This window comes from Clostridium sp. AM34-11AC (assembly GCF_003435375.1).
Classification (GTDB): Bacteria; Bacillota; Clostridia; order Lachnospirales; family Lachnospiraceae; genus Pilosibacter; species Pilosibacter fragilis.
Genome location: NZ_QWGL01000007.1, coordinates 53,387 through 71,923 on the forward strand (window position 1 = coordinate 53,387; position 18,537 = coordinate 71,923).

The 18,537-nt window shown below is 48.9% G+C and carries 15 protein-coding genes; 4 read left to right on the plus strand and 11 right to left on the minus strand.

Annotated elements, in window-relative coordinates:
* Positions 1 to 20: 20 nt before the first annotated feature.
* From DW826_RS06555 to DW826_RS06565, 3 genes are all read left to right on the plus strand, one after another.
* Complete coding sequence (locus tag DW826_RS06555) at positions 21 to 491, plus strand: tripartite tricarboxylate transporter TctB family protein (protein ID WP_117552357.1); 471 nt, start codon at positions 21 to 23, stop codon at positions 489 to 491.
* Between the two features lie 17 nt (positions 492 to 508).
* The gene (locus DW826_RS06560; RefSeq protein ID WP_117552358.1) at positions 509 to 2,023 is read left to right on the plus strand and encodes a tripartite tricarboxylate transporter permease; all 1,515 of its coding nucleotides are present in this window, start codon (positions 509 to 511) and stop codon (positions 2,021 to 2,023) included.
* A gap of 177 nt (positions 2,024 to 2,200) precedes the next feature.
* Positions 2,201 to 3,520 (plus strand): ATP-binding protein, encoded by a 1,320-nt coding sequence (locus DW826_RS06565; protein WP_117552359.1) that lies wholly within the window; start codon positions 2,201 to 2,203, stop codon positions 3,518 to 3,520.
* A gap of 152 nt (positions 3,521 to 3,672) precedes the next feature.
* Here DW826_RS06565 and DW826_RS06570 read toward each other — a convergent pair whose 3' ends face one another.
* The 9 genes from DW826_RS06570 to DW826_RS06610 all read right to left on the minus strand — a co-directional run bounded on the left by DW826_RS06570 (position 3,673) and on the right by DW826_RS06610 (position 14,354).
* Positions 3,673 to 5,406 (minus strand): [FeFe] hydrogenase, group A, encoded by a 1,734-nt coding sequence (locus DW826_RS06570; protein WP_117552360.1) that lies wholly within the window; start codon positions 5,404 to 5,406, stop codon positions 3,673 to 3,675.
* On the minus strand, positions 5,400 to 7,232 hold the full coding sequence (locus DW826_RS06575) for an NAD(P)-binding protein (protein ID WP_117552361.1): 1,833 nt from the start codon (positions 7,230 to 7,232) through the stop codon (positions 5,400 to 5,402). Before DW826_RS06575 ends, DW826_RS06570 begins: the two co-directional genes overlap by 7 nt.
* Before the next feature lie 266 nt (positions 7,233 to 7,498).
* Positions 7,499 to 8,260 (minus strand): SDR family oxidoreductase, encoded by a 762-nt coding sequence (locus DW826_RS06580; protein ID WP_117483435.1) that lies wholly within the window; start codon positions 8,258 to 8,260, stop codon positions 7,499 to 7,501.
* A gap of 26 nt (positions 8,261 to 8,286) precedes the next feature.
* Positions 8,287 to 9,327 (minus strand): alcohol dehydrogenase catalytic domain-containing protein, encoded by a 1,041-nt coding sequence (locus DW826_RS06585; RefSeq protein WP_117470832.1) that lies wholly within the window; start codon positions 9,325 to 9,327, stop codon positions 8,287 to 8,289.
* Positions 9,328 to 9,384: 57 nt separating this feature from the next.
* Positions 9,385 to 10,668: a TRAP transporter large permease gene (locus DW826_RS06590; RefSeq protein WP_117552362.1), complete on the minus strand. Its 1,284-nt coding sequence runs from the start codon at positions 10,666 to 10,668 to the stop codon at positions 9,385 to 9,387.
* Positions 10,668 to 11,153, minus strand: coding sequence for a TRAP transporter small permease (locus DW826_RS06595; protein ID WP_015552382.1), 486 nt, complete (start codon positions 11,151 to 11,153; stop codon positions 10,668 to 10,670). Before DW826_RS06595 ends, DW826_RS06590 begins: the two co-directional genes overlap by 1 nt.
* Before the next feature lie 10 nt (positions 11,154 to 11,163).
* Positions 11,164 to 12,183 (minus strand): TRAP transporter substrate-binding protein, encoded by a 1,020-nt coding sequence (locus DW826_RS06600; protein ID WP_015552381.1) that lies wholly within the window; start codon positions 12,181 to 12,183, stop codon positions 11,164 to 11,166.
* Between the two features lie 33 nt (positions 12,184 to 12,216).
* Entirely contained in the window at positions 12,217 to 13,464 is a 1,248-nt protein-coding gene (locus tag DW826_RS06605) for an enolase C-terminal domain-like protein (RefSeq protein WP_015552380.1), read from the minus strand.
* A 173-nt stretch (positions 13,465 to 13,637) separates the two neighbouring features.
* The gene (locus DW826_RS06610) at positions 13,638 to 14,354 is read right to left on the minus strand and encodes a FadR/GntR family transcriptional regulator (protein ID WP_015552379.1); all 717 of its coding nucleotides are present in this window, start codon (positions 14,352 to 14,354) and stop codon (positions 13,638 to 13,640) included.
* Positions 14,355 to 14,648: 294 nt separating this feature from the next.
* On the opposite strand from DW826_RS06610, the gene DW826_RS06615 reads away from it, so the two are divergent.
* The gene (locus DW826_RS06615) at positions 14,649 to 16,103 is read left to right on the plus strand and encodes an NAD(P)/FAD-dependent oxidoreductase (RefSeq protein WP_278286566.1); all 1,455 of its coding nucleotides are present in this window, start codon (positions 14,649 to 14,651) and stop codon (positions 16,101 to 16,103) included.
* Between the two features lie 142 nt (positions 16,104 to 16,245).
* On the opposite strand, the gene DW826_RS06620 is transcribed toward DW826_RS06615, so the two are convergent.
* Both DW826_RS06620 and xerD read right to left on the minus strand, forming a co-directional pair.
* On the minus strand, positions 16,246 to 16,686 hold the full coding sequence (locus DW826_RS06620; RefSeq protein ID WP_147327132.1) for a hypothetical protein: 441 nt from the start codon (positions 16,684 to 16,686) through the stop codon (positions 16,246 to 16,248).
* Positions 16,687 to 17,048: 362 nt separating this feature from the next.
* Complete coding sequence (gene xerD, locus DW826_RS06625) at positions 17,049 to 17,936, minus strand: site-specific tyrosine recombinase XerD (protein ID WP_117552365.1); 888 nt, start codon at positions 17,934 to 17,936, stop codon at positions 17,049 to 17,051.
* Positions 17,937 to 18,537 lie beyond the last annotated feature (601 nt).

Genomic DNA, 18,537 nt, shown 5'->3' on the forward strand with positions numbered 1-18,537 from the left:
AAGAAAAGGAGTTTATCCATATGGCAAAAAAGTTTCATCGCGACGTATGGGTAGGAACCGTTCTTCTCATCCTCTGTATCGCAGTGTTCTTTACTGCGGTACAGATTCCTGGACAGGCTTCCTATCTTCCGATCACTCTGTCCCTGTTAATGGGATTATGTTCTGTATTTATTATTCTGAAAGGTCTCCGGCTCACCAAGGAGCAGGATGGGGATTTCCACTACTCCATGACTATAAAGAGCAGTAAATACGCATTCCTGTTCATGTTTTTTATTTTTATCTATTTCCTTGGCTTCCGCTATATCACATACTGGATCGCGACACCGATCTTTATGCTGCTTTCCATGAAATATTTAAAGCTGAAGTCCTGGAAAGTAAACATTGTGATCACCGTTCTCTACACCCTAATCTGTTATGTTGTTTTCGTTATCATTCTTCATCTCCCGATCTATAAAGTCGGCATTCTCGGACAACTGTTCCGTTATATTTAAGGAAAGGAGCTTATAAAATGGCAGAATATTTATCACTCGCATTGAGTTCGTTCCTCTCCATTGATGTCTTTCTCGGACTGCTCGTCGGTGTTGTAGGCGGAATGATCATCGGAATTATTCCCGGATTGGGACCGTCCGTCGGCATTGCCCTGCTGCTGCCGATCTCATTTTCCATGAGTCCCACAGCTGCCCTTGTCATGATGACCGCAATGTACACAACCGGTGTGTACGGCGGATCCATCACTGCTGTTTTGTGCCATACACCAGGTACCGCGGCATCTGCGGCGACCACACTGGATGGCTATGAAATGACGAAAAAAGGCCGCGGCATGGAGGCCGTGTCCGTCGTAACCATCGCATCCGTTGTCGGTGGTATCATTGGTGCCATCTGCCTGATCTTATTTGCCCCGGCACTCGGAAGAATCAGTCAGATGTTCTCCTGCCTTGAGTATTTCCTCGTTGCCTGCTTCGGTGTTCTCGTCGTTGCCGGACTCACGGGAGATAACCAGGCAAAAGGAATCTTCGCCGCCCTGTTAGGTCTTCTGATCGGCTGCATCGGCATGGACTCCATCAGCGGCGTGTCTCGATTCACGTTCGGGCAGCTCTGGCTTGAGGATGGTCTTGACTCCACACCGATACTGATCGGATTATTCTCAATCTCCCAGGTTCTCATCCTCGTTGAAAAGCTGATGACAGGAACCGGTGCAACCATTGTTGACGACCCGGCAGCTGCCTTAAAGGGAAAGCGTTGGGAAAAAGGCAATGCCGGTCTATTAACTCCTACCATGTTAAAAAGTTCTGTTATTGGTTCATTTATCGGATTTATCCCTGCTGCCGGCTGTTCCATCGCCGCATGGATCAGTTATGGTCTTTCCAAACGGACTTCTAAAAATCCGGAAGAATACGGAAAAGGTTCCATTGTCGGAATTGCTGCCTCTGAGGCCGCAAACAACGCAGCCTGCGGCGGTGCCATGATCCCACTTTTCACTTTAGGTATTCCTGGAAGCCCGGTCACAGCAATCCTTTACGGAGCGCTTCTCATGCATGGCTTACAGCCTGGCAGTGACCTGTTTACAGGTTCCAAGGCTCCAACCACTTATGCGATCTTCCTTGGTTTCCTTTTCGCGAATGTGCTGATGGGAATCATCGGAGTTTCCATGGCAAGACAGATGGCAAGAGTCTGCCTCGTTCCAAACTCTGTTCTCGTTCCGATCATCGTCGCATTATCCTGCATCGGTACTTATGCACTGAGCAACAGCATGTACGAAGTTATCATCATGCTCGTGTTCGGTCTCATCGGATACCTTATGAAAATCTACGGATTTGAACCGGCACCTCTGGTTCTCGGCGTTGTCCTTGCCGATATTTTGGAATCCAACTTCCGCAGAACCTTGATCATGGCTGCACCAAAGGGCGGACTCATCCCGTATTTCTTCTCCCGCCCGATTGCAATCATCATCCTGCTTGTAATCATTGGTTTCGCAATGGTTCCTGTTTTAAAAAATGTACTCACAAAAAAACAGAAGCAGTAATTTTCACTCATCCCCCTCTCTCCGGCAGGATATATTGTCCAGATATCCTGCCGGATCTTTTTATTATTTGATTATGTTTGCAAAAACTGTCGAAAGCAAAAAGTTTTTGCACTATAATGCAATTACTTGATTATTTCACCAGTTTATGCCATACTAATACTGCAGGAGGTGATAGACATGATAGATTCCCATGAACTCAGGCAGCGTGACAGTTACCTGAATAAGCTGATAGGTTTTCAAGATACAGAACCGGTCAAAGTGATTACTGGCATTCGCCGCTGCGGAAAGTCCAGTCTGTTAAAGCTGATGGTTCGGCATTTGAAAGATACCAGTGTTCTTCCGGAACAGATCCTTGAAATGAATTTTGAATCCTTTGATTTTCGCAGGATGAGTGCCGACGATATTTATCGCTATGTAAAAGAACGTATTGTTCCCGGAAAGCGGATGTATCTCTTCTTTGATGAGCTGCAGAGGATCGAAGCATGGGAGGACGCGGTAAACGCCTTCCGTGTAGATTTTGACTGTGACATCTATGTTACCGGGTCAAACGCTTACCTTCTTTCTTCGGAGTATTCCACCTACCTCTCCGGGCGGTGTGTAGAAATCAGAATGCTGCCGCTCTCATTCCGTGAATTTCTTGATTTTCACGGCTTTGAAGTACATGAAATACAAAGTGCGCTCGGGGGACTCCGCAAACAGGTATTCGACAAAAACGGGGAACGTTATGAATTGCGTGAGGTATTTGATGCCTATATAAGATTCGGCGGAATGCCGGGAATCGCCGATGTCGGTCTGGATCAGGAAAAAGCACTGTCTCTTCTTGACGGTATCTATTCCACGGTAGTCATCCGTGATATTTTAGAACGTGAAAAACGCAGGGGGCAAAAACAGATCACAGACCCCACGCTTCTGCGCAAGATCATCCTGTTCCTTGCCGACAATATCGGCTCCAGCGTATCCATTTCCTCCATAGGCAACACTTTGATAAACGAGGGGCTCCTTGACGATGGTAAACGCAAGGGCGCTCCTAGCGCACATACTGTGCAGGCATATGTGAATGCACTACTGGAAAGCTATTTTTTCTATGAGATCAAGCGCTTTGACATCAAGGGAAAGGCATACCTCCGCACGTTGGGAAAATACTATATTGTTGACATCGGCCTTCGCAATTATCTGCTGGGCTTCCGTAATCGCGACAGCGGTCATGCCATCGAAAATGTCGTTTACTTTGAATTGCTTCGCAGGGGTTATGATGTAGCGATCGGCAAGATCGGCAGCGCCGAAGTGGACTTTATTGCAACGACAGCCGATGATAAAAAGTATATCCAGGTGACAGAGTCTATGATGAGTGAGGATGTACGCAACCGGGAACTTACACCGCTGCAAAACATCCGTGATAACTACGAAAAAATCGTCTTGTCGCTTGAACCGGGGCTTGATGCCTCCTATGACGGCATCAGATCCGAAAATCTCATAGATTGGCTGCTCAATCAATAAACTCTGTATTTCAGAGCGCAGCCAAATAAACTCCGCATATTCATTCATGAGCCGTCAAAAGGCATAGCATCCAAGATCTTTCGATACAAGAAAAGCACGCAGACGTTTTTGCATCTGCGTGCTTTTCCTGTATCCGTAATTTAACTGACACTTTAATTATTTTTCCAATGCTCCGTATGCAGCAGCATATGCGCCTTATGGGACATCGGCTTTCCAAAGAAATCGCTGTAGATCTCCCTGATATCCGGGTTCTCATGAGAGTAGCGGATATCAGCTTTTGCGTCCAGCGCATAGAGCTTTCTGCCTCTCGTAAACGCCAGCTCCTCGCCGTCATGGATCGGCTGTCCGCCTCCGCCGACACAGCCGCCCGGGCAGGCCATGACTTCCACGAAATCGTAGTGGACCTCGCCGCGCTCGATCTGCTGTAAAAGTCTTCTCGTGTTTCCGAGTCCGCTGACCGCTGCTGTGCGGAGTTTGATGTCACCGATGGCAAATTCCGCTTCCTGAACTCCGGCATTCTCCTGAAAACCTCCGCTGCGGACCGCTTTAAAAGCGTCTGCTGGAGGATTCTCGCCTTTTAAGGTAAAATACGCGGTGCGGAGAGCCGCCTCCATAACGCCGCCGGTCACTCCGAAGATCACGCCCGCTCCGGTTCCCGCGTGCATCGGGCTGTCGCCAGGAATCTCCACTAAGGTATCCGGGCGGATATGGGCGGAGCGGATCATCTTCACAAGTTCTCTTGTTGTGAGAACCGCATCCACGTCATGTCCGGCATACTCGCCGTAGAAGAGATCCATCTCCCGCTCGCCTTTCTTTGCCACACACGGCATAATGGACAGCGTAAAGATCTGGTCCGGAGAAACACCAAGCTTTTCCGCGAAATATGTCTTCATGACCGCGCCGAACATCTGCTGCGGGGATTTCGCCGTGGAAAGATAGTTCACCATGTACGGGAACTGGGTCTTCACAAAACGCACCCAGCCGGGGCAGCAGGACGTGAACATCGGCCTCTCCTTCAGCTCGCCGCTCGTAAACCGTTTTATAAACTCCGTGCTCTCCTCCATGATCGTGAGATCTGCAGAGAATACCGTATCAAAGACGTAGTTCACGCCCATGCGTTTTAAAGCATCAAAGATCTTGCCCACCGGCGCGTCCTCGTCCGCCAGGCCGAGTTCCTCGCCCCAGGCCGCGCGGACCGCCGGTGCAACCTGAGCTACCACGATCTTATCCTTATTCTCGATTGCATCCCAGACCTTCTCCGTATCATCTCTCTCTGAGAGCGCGCCAACCGGACAGTGGGTGATACACTGACCGCAGAGAGCACAGTCAGCTTCCCGGATCGTCTTATGTCCCGCCACATTCACGGTCGTTCTGGAGCCGGTTCCCTCCACATCCCAGATTCCCAGTCCCTGGATCTTGTCACAGACCTGCACGCAGCGCATGCACTTGATGCACTTCGCGGAATTGCGGATCAGCGGGAAATCCTTATCCCACGGCTGATATTCCGGTTCCTGCCTGAACGGAATGTCCAGAATGTTCAGGTCGCAGGCAACCTGCTGTAACTGGCAGTTCCCGTTTCTCGGACAGACAACGCACCGGTTATCATGCTGGGATAATAATAACTGTACCGTATTTCTTCTATGATTTCTGACCTTCGGGCTGTTGGTGTAGATCACCATGCCGTCCTTCACAACATTGTTGCAGGATGTGATCAGCTTCTCTTTTCCTTCCAGCTCCACGACGCAGACTCTGCAGGCCGCGATCTCGTTGATCCCCTTTAAGTAACAGAGCTTCGGGATCGGGATCCCGTTTCTCTCAGCAGCTTCCATGATCGTGATATTTTCCTCTGCCGAAACATGTTTTCCGTCGATGATCATATTTACCATAATGTACTCCTGCCTCCTTTAAAGATTCCGTATCCGAAATGGTCGCAGCGCAGGCACCGTCCGGCTTCCTGCTTCGCCTCCTTCTCGGTCATACAGTTCTCCACTGCGTTGAAATCGCAGACACGCTCGCAGGCATCACGTTCCGTTAAGTTCACGCGTCCGCACGGGGTCTTGTCTTTCAGGCTCGCCTCCGGGATCTCCACACCGCTGGTGATCTCGTGGTGGTAGCCGAGGTATTCATCGATGTTCGCCGCAACGACCTTCGCCGCCGCGATGGCTTTAATGACGGAAGCCGGACCGCTGGAGCAGTCACCGCCCGCGAATACGCCAGGCATGTTCTCAAAAGCGCCGCTCTTTAAGGTGACGATCTTGCCGCGGGATACCGGAATCCCGGCCTTCTCGAAATGTCCGGACTCGATATCCTGTCCGATGGCCTTGATGAGGATGTCGCATGGGATGTAGACATCCGGCTCGCCTGTCGGCTTCACGCTGGCACGTCCATCCTTGATCGCACTGATCATCTGCGGGGTCGCGTAGATGCCGTGAATCTTGTGATCCTCGCCGACATCCAGGGACGCCGGGGCCTTTAAGGTCACGATCTCGATACCTTCGGCGACAGCGCCCTCGATCTCTCCCGGCAACGCTGTCATATCGTTTCTTCGTCTTCTATATAAAATGCTGACTTTCTTCGCACCCAGTCTCTTCGCCGTTCGGACCGCATCCATGGACACGTTTCCGCCGCCGATGACAACGACTTCTTTTCCGGTCAGATCGATGATCTCGTCTTTTCCAACACTTCTTAAGAACTGTACCGCGGAGAGCACGCCGTCCGCGTCCTCCCCCGGAAGTCCAAGTTTTTTATCCGTGCTGGCACCGATGGTGATGAGCACCGCGTCATACTGTTCCCGAAGTTCCTGAATCGTAATGTCCACGCCGATTTTTAAGCCCTGTTTTACTTCCACTCCTGTCTTTAAGATCGCGTTGATATCCTCATCCAGCCGATCCTTTGGGAGACGGTAGTTCGGGATTCCGTAGCGGAGCATGCCGCCAAGCTTCGGAAGCATCTCATATACGGTAGTCTGATGTCCCATGAGCTGTAAGTAGTAAGCTGCGCTTAAACCACCGGGACCGCCGCCGAGGACAGCGACCTTCTTTCCCGTTGACGGAGCACATTCCGGCGGATCCACAAAGCCTGCGTAGTCCGCCGCAAACCGCTTGAGTCCTCTGATGTTGACCGCATCATCCACCATATTCCGGCGGCATCTCGCCTCGCAGGGATGCTCACAAATAAAGCCGCAGGTGGTTGGGAACGGGTTGTCCTTGCGGATCAGGCGGATCGCATCAGCGTATCTTCCTTCTTCCACAAGCGCCACATAGCCCGGGATGTCCACATGGGCCGGACAGATTGCGACACAGGGAACCGGCTGATTGTAGGTACAGGTACAGCGCCCGTTCCTGATGTGCTCCACATAGTCATCGCGGTAGCCGATGAGTCCCTTGTAGACCATGTTCGCTGCCTCATAGCCGATGGCGCAGTCGGCGGAATCCATGATCGACAGTGCTGTCTTTTCCATAAGATCCAGCGTGTCCATCGTCGCTTTTCCGTTTAACACATCCCGGATCAGCTGGTTCAATTGTCCGAGACCGATCCGGCACGGCACACACTTTCCACAGGTCTGCGCATGGCACAGCTCCAGAAATGCTCTGGCCATATCAACCGGACAGAGCCCCGGCGGGCTTGACTCGATTCTTCGCTCCAGATCTTTATAAAGTCCCTCCATCACGATCCGCGCGCGGGTCGGGGACATGATCTCCAATCTGCTCATATGATCCTCTCCTCTGCAATCTTTTTTCATCGGTCACACCTGCTCACGCAGGCATGTCTGCTTTCCCCTCTATGGCTTATTGAATTTGTTTCTTAACATATTGTCGATTCTATCATGCGTTCATTAAATAAATCAAGTGTTTTATGTATTTTGCTTAATAATCTTTTGTTTAACGTTAATTTTTAGACAAATTCATAGATAAGATTGTGCCTGCAAAAAAATACCGCCCGGAGACTTTCCGGACGGCATTTTCATTTGTACCTATGTTATTTTACAAGATATCCGCCGTCTACCGGGATGATCGCTCCGCCCAGATAGTCGCTGGCGTGGGATGCGAGGAAGATGCAGGCACCCTTCATGTCATCGCCGGTACCCCAACGATTTGCCGGAATACGCTCGGTGATCTGCTGATATCTTGGATTCTCCGGATCAAGCAGCGCGGAGTTCATCTCTGTTGCCATATAACCCGGCGCGATCGCATTGACGTTGACGCCTCTTGCAATCCAGTCATTGCTGAGTTCCTTGGTGAGCTGTGTCACGCCGCCCTTTGCTGCTGTGTAAGCTGGAACAGTCTGTCCGCCAAACCAGGATACCATAGATGCGATGTTGATGATCTTTCCATATCCCTTCTTCAACATGATCTTTGCAGCTTCCTGGCAAAGAATGAATACAGAATTTAAGTTTACATTGAGAACTTCATCCCACTCTTCGATCGGGAATACTTCCGCGCTATGACGTCTCTGGATACCATGTGCGTTTACAATAATGTCAAGATCGCCGCCAAGTGCAGCCACACAGTCATTGAATCCCTGATATACCTGCTCCCGCTTGCTGAAATCTGCTTTTACACCGTGGCACTTGAAGCCGCGGTCGCAGAATCCTTTTGCCACATCATAGACCTTATCGGAAGTTCCAACGATCACGACCTCACATCCTGCCTCCATCAGACCTTCTGCCATTCCATAACCAAGTCCTCTTGTTCCGCCTGTTACGATCGCTTTTTTTCCTTCAATATTAAATAATTCCATGATCATATTCTCCTCTCAGATTTCTCTTAGTCAAACAGGATTACCATCTTCTTCGCGGACTCGTCCGGATGATCCATCAGATGGAAGACCTTGTCGATCTCGCTGAATTTGATGAATGTTGTTGCGATGCCCTCGGTGATATACTCACCCTTTTCCATTCTTGCGATCGTCGGCTCGAACGCATCCTGAGACATCCTGGAGCCAATGATGTCAAGCTCTCTCTGATTGATCATCGCCTGTGTGATTCCCTCTTTTTCTGTACAGAATCCCATCGGTACCATACGGCCCGCGTTGCAGAGGATCCCCGGCTGCAGGCACATTGTCAGGGAACCCGGGAAGCATGCAGAGTCAAACGCTACGGTGCAGCCATGTCCGTCTGTGATCTTCTGGATCTCCGCAACAACATCCTGAGTCTTGGAATTGATCACATAGTCAGCGCCGTATTCTTTTGCGCGCTCAAGGGAAGAATCGCTGATATCACAGCAAATCACGGTCTTGCAGCCCTTCGCCTTACATGTCTGTAAAATAATGGAACCGATCGTTCCTGTACCAAGGATAAATACAACATCATCTTCGACCACACGACCGCGTCCTGTGCAGTGGGAACCGATTGCAAACGGCTCAACAAGTGCCGCATCTTCCCACTTGACAGAATCGGAAATCTTGTATACTTCTTTTGCCGGCGCTGTGAAATACTCTCTCCAGCCGCCGTCTGCTCCGGAACCTCTTACTTTTACATGCTCGCACACGTTCTTTCTTCCATGCGTACACTGGTAACAGGTTCCGCAGGAGGAGAGAAGATCCACGATAACATGGTCACCCACCTTCACATTTTTCACGTTTTTACCGATCTTTGCGATCACACCGGCGTTCTCATGTCCCGGAATTCTCGGATATGTGGAGCACGGATTGGAGCCATGCCAGATGTGATGGTCACTTCCGCATACACCTGCGGATTTCATCTGGATAAGGACTTCATCCTCGTTTGCAAGTTCCGGAATCTCAACCTCACGCACCTCATATTTATGCGGTTCTACAACAACGACTTCTTTCATCATTTCAGCCATAATTCATTCTCCTTTTTCTGAAAAGCTTTGTTTTATCTATAACCGGTTTATTCCATGTTACCCTATGATCGACGGGAGCAGCAGTGAAATTCCCGGAACAAGTGCAAATAAGATTCCGCAGAGGATCTCTACTACAACGAACGGAACCAGATGCTTTGACACCTGACCAACGGACTGTTTGCTGATTCCGCATGCCACAAACATACAGGTTCCGAAAGGCGGTGTCGCCTGTCCCATTGCAAGAAGAAATACGAAGACAAGTCCGAACTGTACCGGATCGATTCCAAATGCAACAGCGATCGGCGCAAGGATCGGGCCGAGGATCAGGTTTGTTGCTCCAACTTCCAGGAACATGCCGCAGATCGTCAGAAGGATGATGATGATCGCCCAGAACATATATTTATTAGAGACAAATGCGAGCATGAAGTTCGTCACTGCCTGCGGGATCTGATAATAAGAGATCAGCCAGCCAAACATCTGCGCTGTCACAACAAGGATCATCAGGTTTGCAGTTCCTTCTGCTGTATTCTCAACGATCTCCCAGATCGTCTTCATGCTGATCTCGCGATAAACAGCGAGGCATACGATCAGACCATAAACAACGGCAACAACTGCGGACTCTGTCGGTGTAAAGATTCCGGCGTAAATACCTCCGAGAATGATGACCGGCATGATCAGCGCCCATACTGCGTCTTTAAAGGAAACAAGAAATCTCTTGAAGGAAAACTTGTCGGATTTCGGGAATCCGCATTTCTTTGCTTTGTAGTAAGCATAGAGGCAAAGAAAAATGCTGCAGACAACACCTGGAAGAATACCGGCCATTAAGAGTGCGCCTACGTCTGTTCCTGTGATATTACCGTAAATAACGAGCACGATACTCGGCGGAATTACGATTCCAAGTGTTCCTCCGATCGCCTGAACAGCTGCCGCATAAGATTCCGGATAGCCGCGCTTTACCATCTCCGGGTACATCAGTCCGCCGATAGCCGCTGTTGTAGCAACAGAGGAACCGGAAATTGCTGCAAAGAATGTGCAGGCAACGATGGATACCAGGGAGATTCCACCGGAGATCCAGCCGACGAGGGAATCTGCAAAGGCAACGAGACGTTTGGAAAGTCCGCCCTTTGACATAACGTCACCGGCGAGCATGAATGCCGGGATCGCCAGCATTGAGAAGCTGTTGGAGTTTGCGAAAATTCTCTGTGCGATCACTACAAATGTAAGCTTCGGGTCAAGAAGAACCGCTACAATACATGATAACCCCAATGCCCATGTAATTTCAAGTCCGCATGCCATGCCGACAAGCAGGACAACGATCAAAGCAATAGCTGCAGTCTGCATCAGCCTACCTCCTTCTCTTTTCCAAATTCCTCCCAGGTATCTACGATCAATGCGAGGAAATTCATAATAAATCCGATAAACATGATCCCGTAAAGCAGGCTCATTGGAATTCCCATTGCCGGGCTGATCTGATATCCACCGATCTCAATAAGCCCGTAGCCGCTATACATAAGAATCAAACTAACATAAATGGCGATTCCTTTCCGGATCACATCCATAACATACTGTGCCTTTCCCTTCAGGTATCCGTCGATCAGCTCAATGCGGACAAACAGGTGATCTGTCGCCGCGAGGTTGATTCCAAGAACGATCAATGCCACAAACAGATATCTGGAAAGTTCCTCCGACCATGTCAGGCTCTTAAATATAACAAATCTGCAAAATGTCTGTAAGAATACAACTCCGATCATCAGTAAAAGGACTGCGCCGATGATCGCTTTATTGATTTTCTGTACTTTTTTAAAGACTGCCGCGAATTTTTCCATAACGCACCTCCTACTTATTTACTGACAGTGCCCGGATCTCAGAGATCATATCACCATACTGTTCTTCCCACTGCGCATACAAGTCTGCTGCCTTGTCGATGAACTGCTGCTTATCCGGATATGTGACGGTCATTCCCTGTTTTTCCAGCTCTGCGACTGCCTCGGAATCCATCTTACGACTGATTTCTCTCTCCTCGATGCTGCACTCAGCCATCACACGTTTGAAGGTTTCTTTTGTCTCATCGTCAAAGGATGCCCATGTCTCAGGACTCATGACAAGGAAAACGGTCGAGTACGCATGCTCGGTCATTGCAAGGTGGTTGTTGACCTGAGCGACGTTGTTTGTCAGGATAACGGTTGCCGGGTTCTCCTGTCCGTCAAGTGCACCCTGCTGGAGTGCTGTGTAAGCTTCGCCCCATGACATCGGGGTCGCATCTGCTCCCATTGCTTTCCAGAATGCGATATGTACCTGATTCTCCATGGTACGGATCTTCAGTCCGGCGACATCATCCACCGAATTGACATCCCGCTTGCTGTTTGTCAGGTTGCGGAAACCGGATTCCCAGATCCCCAGTCCGTAGAGCTGGACGCCGGAAAGCTTGTCGAGGAAACGGGTTCCGATATCCCCCAGGAACACGGCATCGGCCTGCTCGGTCGATGTGATCAGGTACGGAATGTCCAGCGCCTGAAAATCGTTGATGAAGTTTCCGATCGTGGACTGGTTGACGACTGCGATATCGATCGTTCCCATCTGACATCCCTCGATCGTATCGATCTCAGCTCCGAGCTGTCCGTTATGGTATGTCTCGATCTTATATTTTCCTTCGGTCTCATCGTAAATCCTGTCTGCAAATGCTTCCATCGACTGTCCGATGGCTCCTGCCTGTGATGAGGTCTGTGCCATTCGAAGCGTGATCGTTCCGTCTGTGCTGTTCTTCTGATGACTGTCCTTGTAGATGCTGAATCCGCTGAGTACAACTGCTGCTGCGAGAATTCCTGCAGCTGCGAGAGCTGATGACTTTTTGCTCATTCCTCTTTAAGCTCCTTTCCCTTTTCCGAAAATCTACGGAGTTACAAGTGCTCCGTCACGTCCTCTTGTCTGTGTCCACGTTGTCACGGTGTTTTCACACGGATACTTTGCCGCCTCAGTTTCATCGATATCGACGCCCAGGCCTGGCTTATCATTCGCGTAAACATAGCCTTTCCGATACTCCGGCATACCTGGGAATACATCAAGAAGCGCGCCGTGCGGTCCTTTTAATTCCTGAATCACAAAGTTCGGCGGTTCGATCCCGGACCATTCCTGAACACCGAAATTCTGTGCCGCAAGGTCGATGTGGATATTTGCTGCATGGGCTAACGGAGACATATCCCCCGGTCCGTGCCATGCTGTCCGAACACCAAACTGCTCCGCAAAGATCTGAAGCTTTCTCGCCGGTGTAATTCCTCCAACCTGGCTGATATGAACACGGATGAAATCGATGAGCTGTTCTGCGATCACGGTTCTCCATTCATACGGATTGTTGAACAGTTCCCCCTGCGCGATCGGGATGCTCGTCTGCTGTCTTAAATTTCTAAGCCAGGAGAGCTGCTCTAACGGAACCGGATCTTCCAGAAAGAAAAGATCAAACGGTTCAAGACCTTTCGCAAGCGCCACCGCATCAGCCGGAGCAATCCGCTCATGGACATCATGCACAAGCTGCATATCGTAACCGATCTTCGCTCGAATCTGTTCAAATAACTGGATTGTATCGCGGATGTATTTCTTAGAATCGAGATACAATCCATCATGTGCGCCTTCTGGTGCTGTCTCAGGTGTCTGTCCATAAGGAAGTCCGCCGTAACCGCCGCACTGGCATCTTAAGTGGGTAATCCCCATTTCCTGATACATCTGAATATTCTCGCAGATCTCATTAATGTCCCGTCCGTCCACATGACGGTAGACCGGAATTCCTTCCCTTACTTTTCCTCCAAACAACTCGTATAACGGCATCCCTGCCATCTTTCCCTTGATATCCCAAAGCGCCATGTCGATTCCGGAAATCGCGTTATTCTCGATCGGGCCATTTCTCCAATAGCCGTTCTGATGCATCAGCTGCCAGGTCTCCTCGATATTTTCAACCGGACGCCCTACAAGCAGCGGCTTCATATACTCCTCAATCAGATGCTTTACCGTCAGATGGCGGTAAGCAAAGGTTGCGCAGCCAAGTCCATACAGCCCCGGCTGATTTGTCTCGATCTTTACGACCACAAGATTGATTCCTTCTGGTGCCGTACAGATCACCCGGATATCCCTAATCTTTACTGACATCCCATATTCCTCCTCATCCTTTTATTTATAAGACGTTGCCATAATCAGTTTATTGATTTTGCAGATTTTCAAGTTGTCTTGATTGTCTCTTAACTTGTTACTCATCATACAAGTTTGGTTTTATTATCAAGGTGCCTTTTGCGCTGCAACCGACACCCTGTTTTACTCATTGCTTATTTTTTTCCTGTTCCGCCTTCACGATCTTCGATCTTTCCAGACATCTTCAATGTCTCAATCGAACCACCAAGATGCTGTTCCATTACGTCACGAGCCCTTTCTGCATCATGATTTTTAAATGCTTCCAGTATCTCCGTGTGGTAGTGAAGTCCCGTCTCATATCCGAACAACTCATTCATTTGTTCATGGTTCTTTCTGGATTCCAGAAAAACTTTATGAAGACTCTTTTCCAGAAGCGGATTGCCGGAGGTCCGGCTGATAACTTCATGAAATTTCAGGTCTGCACGGACAAATTTCGCTCGGTCTCCTTTAAATTCCTTCATCTGTTCCAGATAAACTTCCAGAGCGGCAACTGTTTTTTCATCGCAGTTTTCCATTGCGAGTACGCATGCCCCCGGCTCCAGAATCTTTCTGAATTCCAGTACTTTGCAGATATCCATACAATCTTCCGATGTGATCTTGTATTCTGCCTCGTCCCAGTTTTCAACCTGAGTGTTGATCAGGAACGTTCCTTTTCCCTGATAGCTTTTCAGAACACCAATCCCGATCAGATATTGAAGTGCCGATCGGATACTGGAACGGCTGACTCCAAGTTCCATAACCATCTGGTTTTCAGACGGAATCTTTTCGCCGATGTTCCATTTTCCGGATTCAATATTTTCCTTCAGATACTCAACGACCTGATCCGTAATATTGACTGTTTTTATTTTCATCCTCGCGCGTTACCTGCTTCTTTATTATTCTGCTTGTTGGGCGGATAAGATTGTTCTTTTACTTGTCAGACAACCTATGAGTTGATTATATCCTATTTTTACCTAAAGTCAATACCCATTTTCAATATTTTTCGTTGTTTTTTACAGACTAAACGGAATCTTTGCGGGGAATGTTGATATGTTCCATGCAGAAAATGACTGCCCATGTAAAGCATCTTAACTCTATATCACTCTGTACTGATCTGCCGCCGTTTGCTTGCATCGCTGAAACTTCCATGGTAGAATAGAAATGATGTGTACAGAAATTATCCACTCACCCGAAAGGAGACTTGTGATATGAAATCCGGAGAACATTTTGACGTGATCATCATCGGCGCGGGCCCGTCCGGAATCTTCTGCGCGTATGAGCTGATCAAAGAAAAACCTGAACTGAATATTTTAATGATTGAAAAAGGAAGACCGATCGAGAAACGTGTCTGTCCGAAGAGAAAAACAAAGGTGTGCGTGGGCTGCAAACCATGTTCTATCACCACCGGTTTCGCCGGAGCAGGAGCTTTCTCCGACGGCAAGCTCTCCCTTTCCCCGGATGTCGGCGGAAATCTGCCGGAGATCTTAGGATATGACAAGGCAACTGAACTCATCCGGGAATCCGACGATATCTATCTGCAGTTCGGCGCTGATAAGAACGTCTACGGTGTTGACAAACAGCAGGAGATCCGCAAGATCCGCAAGAAAGCCATCAATGCAAACTTAAAGCTCATCGAGTGTCCGATCCGCCACCTCGGAACGGAGGAAGGCTATAAGATTTACACAAGACTGCAGGAACACCTTCTCGCCAACGGAATCCACATGGAATTCAACACCATGGTCAAGGATATCATCATCGAGGACGGTGCCGCAAGGGGTGTTATCACCGATAAAGATGAGACATACTACGCAGATGAGGTTGTCTCCGCCATCGGACGTGAAGGCTCCGACTGGTTCTCCCACATCTGCGATGACCACGGAATCGATACCGAAGTAGGAACCGTCGACATCGGCGTCCGTGTTGAGGTCCGCGACGAGGTCATGGAGTTCCTCAACAAGAACCTCTACGAGGCAAAGCTTGTATACTACACACCGACCTTCGACGATAAGGTCCGCACATTCTGTACGAACCCGTCCGGTGAGGTTGCTACCGAATACTATGAGAACGGCCTGGCTGTCGTAAATGGTCACGCTTATAAATCAAAAGAATATAAGACAAACAACACAAACTTTGCGATCCTGGTTTCCAAGAACTTCACAAAGCCCTTCAAGACCCCGATCGAGTACGGCAAACATATCGCCCAGCTGTCCAACATGCTATGCGACGGAAAGATCCTGGTCCAGACCTTCGGTGATTTCCAGAGAGGCCGCCGCACCACGGAGGAACGTCTCTGCAGAAACAACATCATCCCGACCTTAAAGGATGCCGTTCCGGGCGACCTTTCCTTAGTTCTCCCGCACCGCATCATGGTGGACATCAAGGAGATGTTAAAGGCCCTCGACAAGGTAACTCCGGGTATCGCCAGCGATGAGACACTGCTTTACGGAGTGGAGGTTAAATTCTACTCCAACAAGGTCGTTGTCGATAAGGACTTCGAGACAAACATCCACGGTCTCCGCGCTATCGGTGACGGTGCATCCGTGACCCGCGGACTTCAGCAGGCATCCGCGAATGGACTTTCTGTTGCGAGAAGTATCCTCGCGAGGATCGATCAGAAATAAGGCAGTAAAAAGCTTCTTTTAAATCTGTATGCTGAAAACCACACATATAAAATAGAAAAAAGAGCATCTTTGCGCTCCTATGTTTTAAGACATTTTCCAAAACATTGGAGCCGGAGATGCTCTTTTATGCCCGATCCGCCCTTTATTCCGCCGCCCCAAGATTCGAGTATCCCATCAGGTCCTCATCGACCTCTCTCGCGGCATTCCTTCCCTCGCGGATCGCCCAGACGACCAGGAACTGGCCCCGGCGCATATCGCCCGCCGTGTAGATTCCCGGAACCTGGGTCCTGTGTCCGTCATTTTTTGTCTTTACCCGGAGACACCCGTCAAGCTCCAATCCGAAACCTTCCGCGGCATACTTCTCCGCGCCGAGGATCTCGCCGTCTGTGAACAGGATAGATGTCGGGCCGTCCCACGGTTCCATCATTGTTGCGTAATAGCGGTAGAAATCCTTTATCTCCTGCCGCATATAGCGGTCATGTTCCCACGGCGCCGGGATCGTGATCATGACAGCCAGCGGAAGATCCATGCCGCTCATGGTAAGGAATTCCAGCGTGTTGGAGATATCTTGCCATATTTTCAATTTTGTGCAAATATCACATTTTTACAAAATTATCAGATTATCTGACAATTGTTTTTGTCAGTTTGTCTGTATGGTAGGGGCATTTGTTTTTATCATAGAGACATTCTATGGATACGTCTGAAATTCCCTATTGATGCAAAAATCACAGCTCGTTATCGCAAAAAAGACACTAAAAAAGTCTGCCAAATTTTGTTATCTTTCTTTGAGCACATTTTCTAATTTAAGCTGCATTACTGCCCTTATTCAGCCGTAATTCAATGTATGCATGATCCTTATTAAGGATTTTCCCTTTGAGTGTTCATTCCCCAATCCAAATCGGCTTCGCCGATGGGATTTTTACCTTCCAGCCTAAGTTTTCACTTTTACTTTCTTGGATGCGCTCCCTGGTACGCCTCTCTGACCGCGTTGTCCATGGCATATGCCGTGTACATCTGGGTGGATGCCAGGTCGGAATGACCCATCATGGTCTGGACGGCACGCATGTCAGCGCCATTGCTTAAGAGGTGCGCCGCGAAAGAATGGCGCAGAGTGTGGGGTGTGATGTCTTCCTCGATTCCTGCCCGGTCCCCGTAGTATTTGATAATCTTCCAGAATCCCTGACGGCTCATGGCTCTGCCGCTGTAATTTGTAAACAGCAGTTCCGATCGTGTTCCTTTTAAAAATGCCTCACGGGCAGACTCCAGATATTTCGCAAGAGCATCCTTCGCCGCATGGCCAAAGGGAATCATCCGCTCCTTGTGCTCATCGCGGCAGGTGATAAAGCCGATGGACATATTTACATCGGAGAGCTTTAGATTCACAAGTTCCGTCACGCGGATCCCTGTCGCGTATAAGAGTTCCAGCATTGCCTTATCGCGGATCTCCTTCGGATTCGCGCCGGACGGCTGCTCCAGAAGTTTCGTCACCTCGTCAACTGTGAGGATCACAGGCACCTTTTTCTCGATCTTCGGCGCATGCATCGAATCTGCTGGATCACGGCGGATCTTCCCTTCCTTAAACAGCCAGCCAAAGAACGATCTCGTGGATGCCAGTGCCCTCGAAACTGTCGACGCTGCTTTTCCTTCTTTCTCCAGGAAAAGGATATAGGAATTTAACGCCGTCTTTGTCACTTTCCCGCAGTCTGTGATTCCGTTTTCCTCCAGATAATCTGCCATTTTTAACAGATCTCTCTGATAAGAAAGCGTTGTATTTTTTGACGCGTGTTTTTCTTCCTCCATATAGTTTATGAAGGTTTGAATTTCCTCTCTCATACCTTTTCCCCGTTCATTTCCAGACACAGTTATCCGCGCTTTTCACGATCCTATACGAAATCACAACTATTCAGCAGCTTCACCCGCTTATGTTTTCTCCTGGTCAGCGCAGCAAGTGCGCAAATCCACAGAACAGTTACACAAAATTTTTCTGTTCGAAATTTTCAGCACCTGTGTCTATACACGTTTATACTCTATCTGTTTTTTAGTTTCACGATGTCTGCCTTTGGGAAACAGGGGACATAGGCCTAAGTCTTCCACCATCCCCCGATACGCTGTTTTTCCCGGCAAAACCAGTATTTTTCTACATTATAGTCCCATTTTAGGGCAAAATCAAACGGATTTTTCCCACTTGGATCCCATTTTAGACTATTTTACATAACTAATCGCTAGATATGGAACTGTATATATCCACAATGGCAATATCTTGTCAAAATGCGCAAAATTTTTTTGTAAAAAAAAGGGCTGAAAGCCGCGTATTTCCTGGGAAAATTCCACTTTTCCGCCCCATTATCCTGACTACCGTACCACGCCATCAACGCCTTTCGTCAGATATTGTCTCTTCCGTTGACGTCCTAATTCAAATCTACGATTTTCAGAT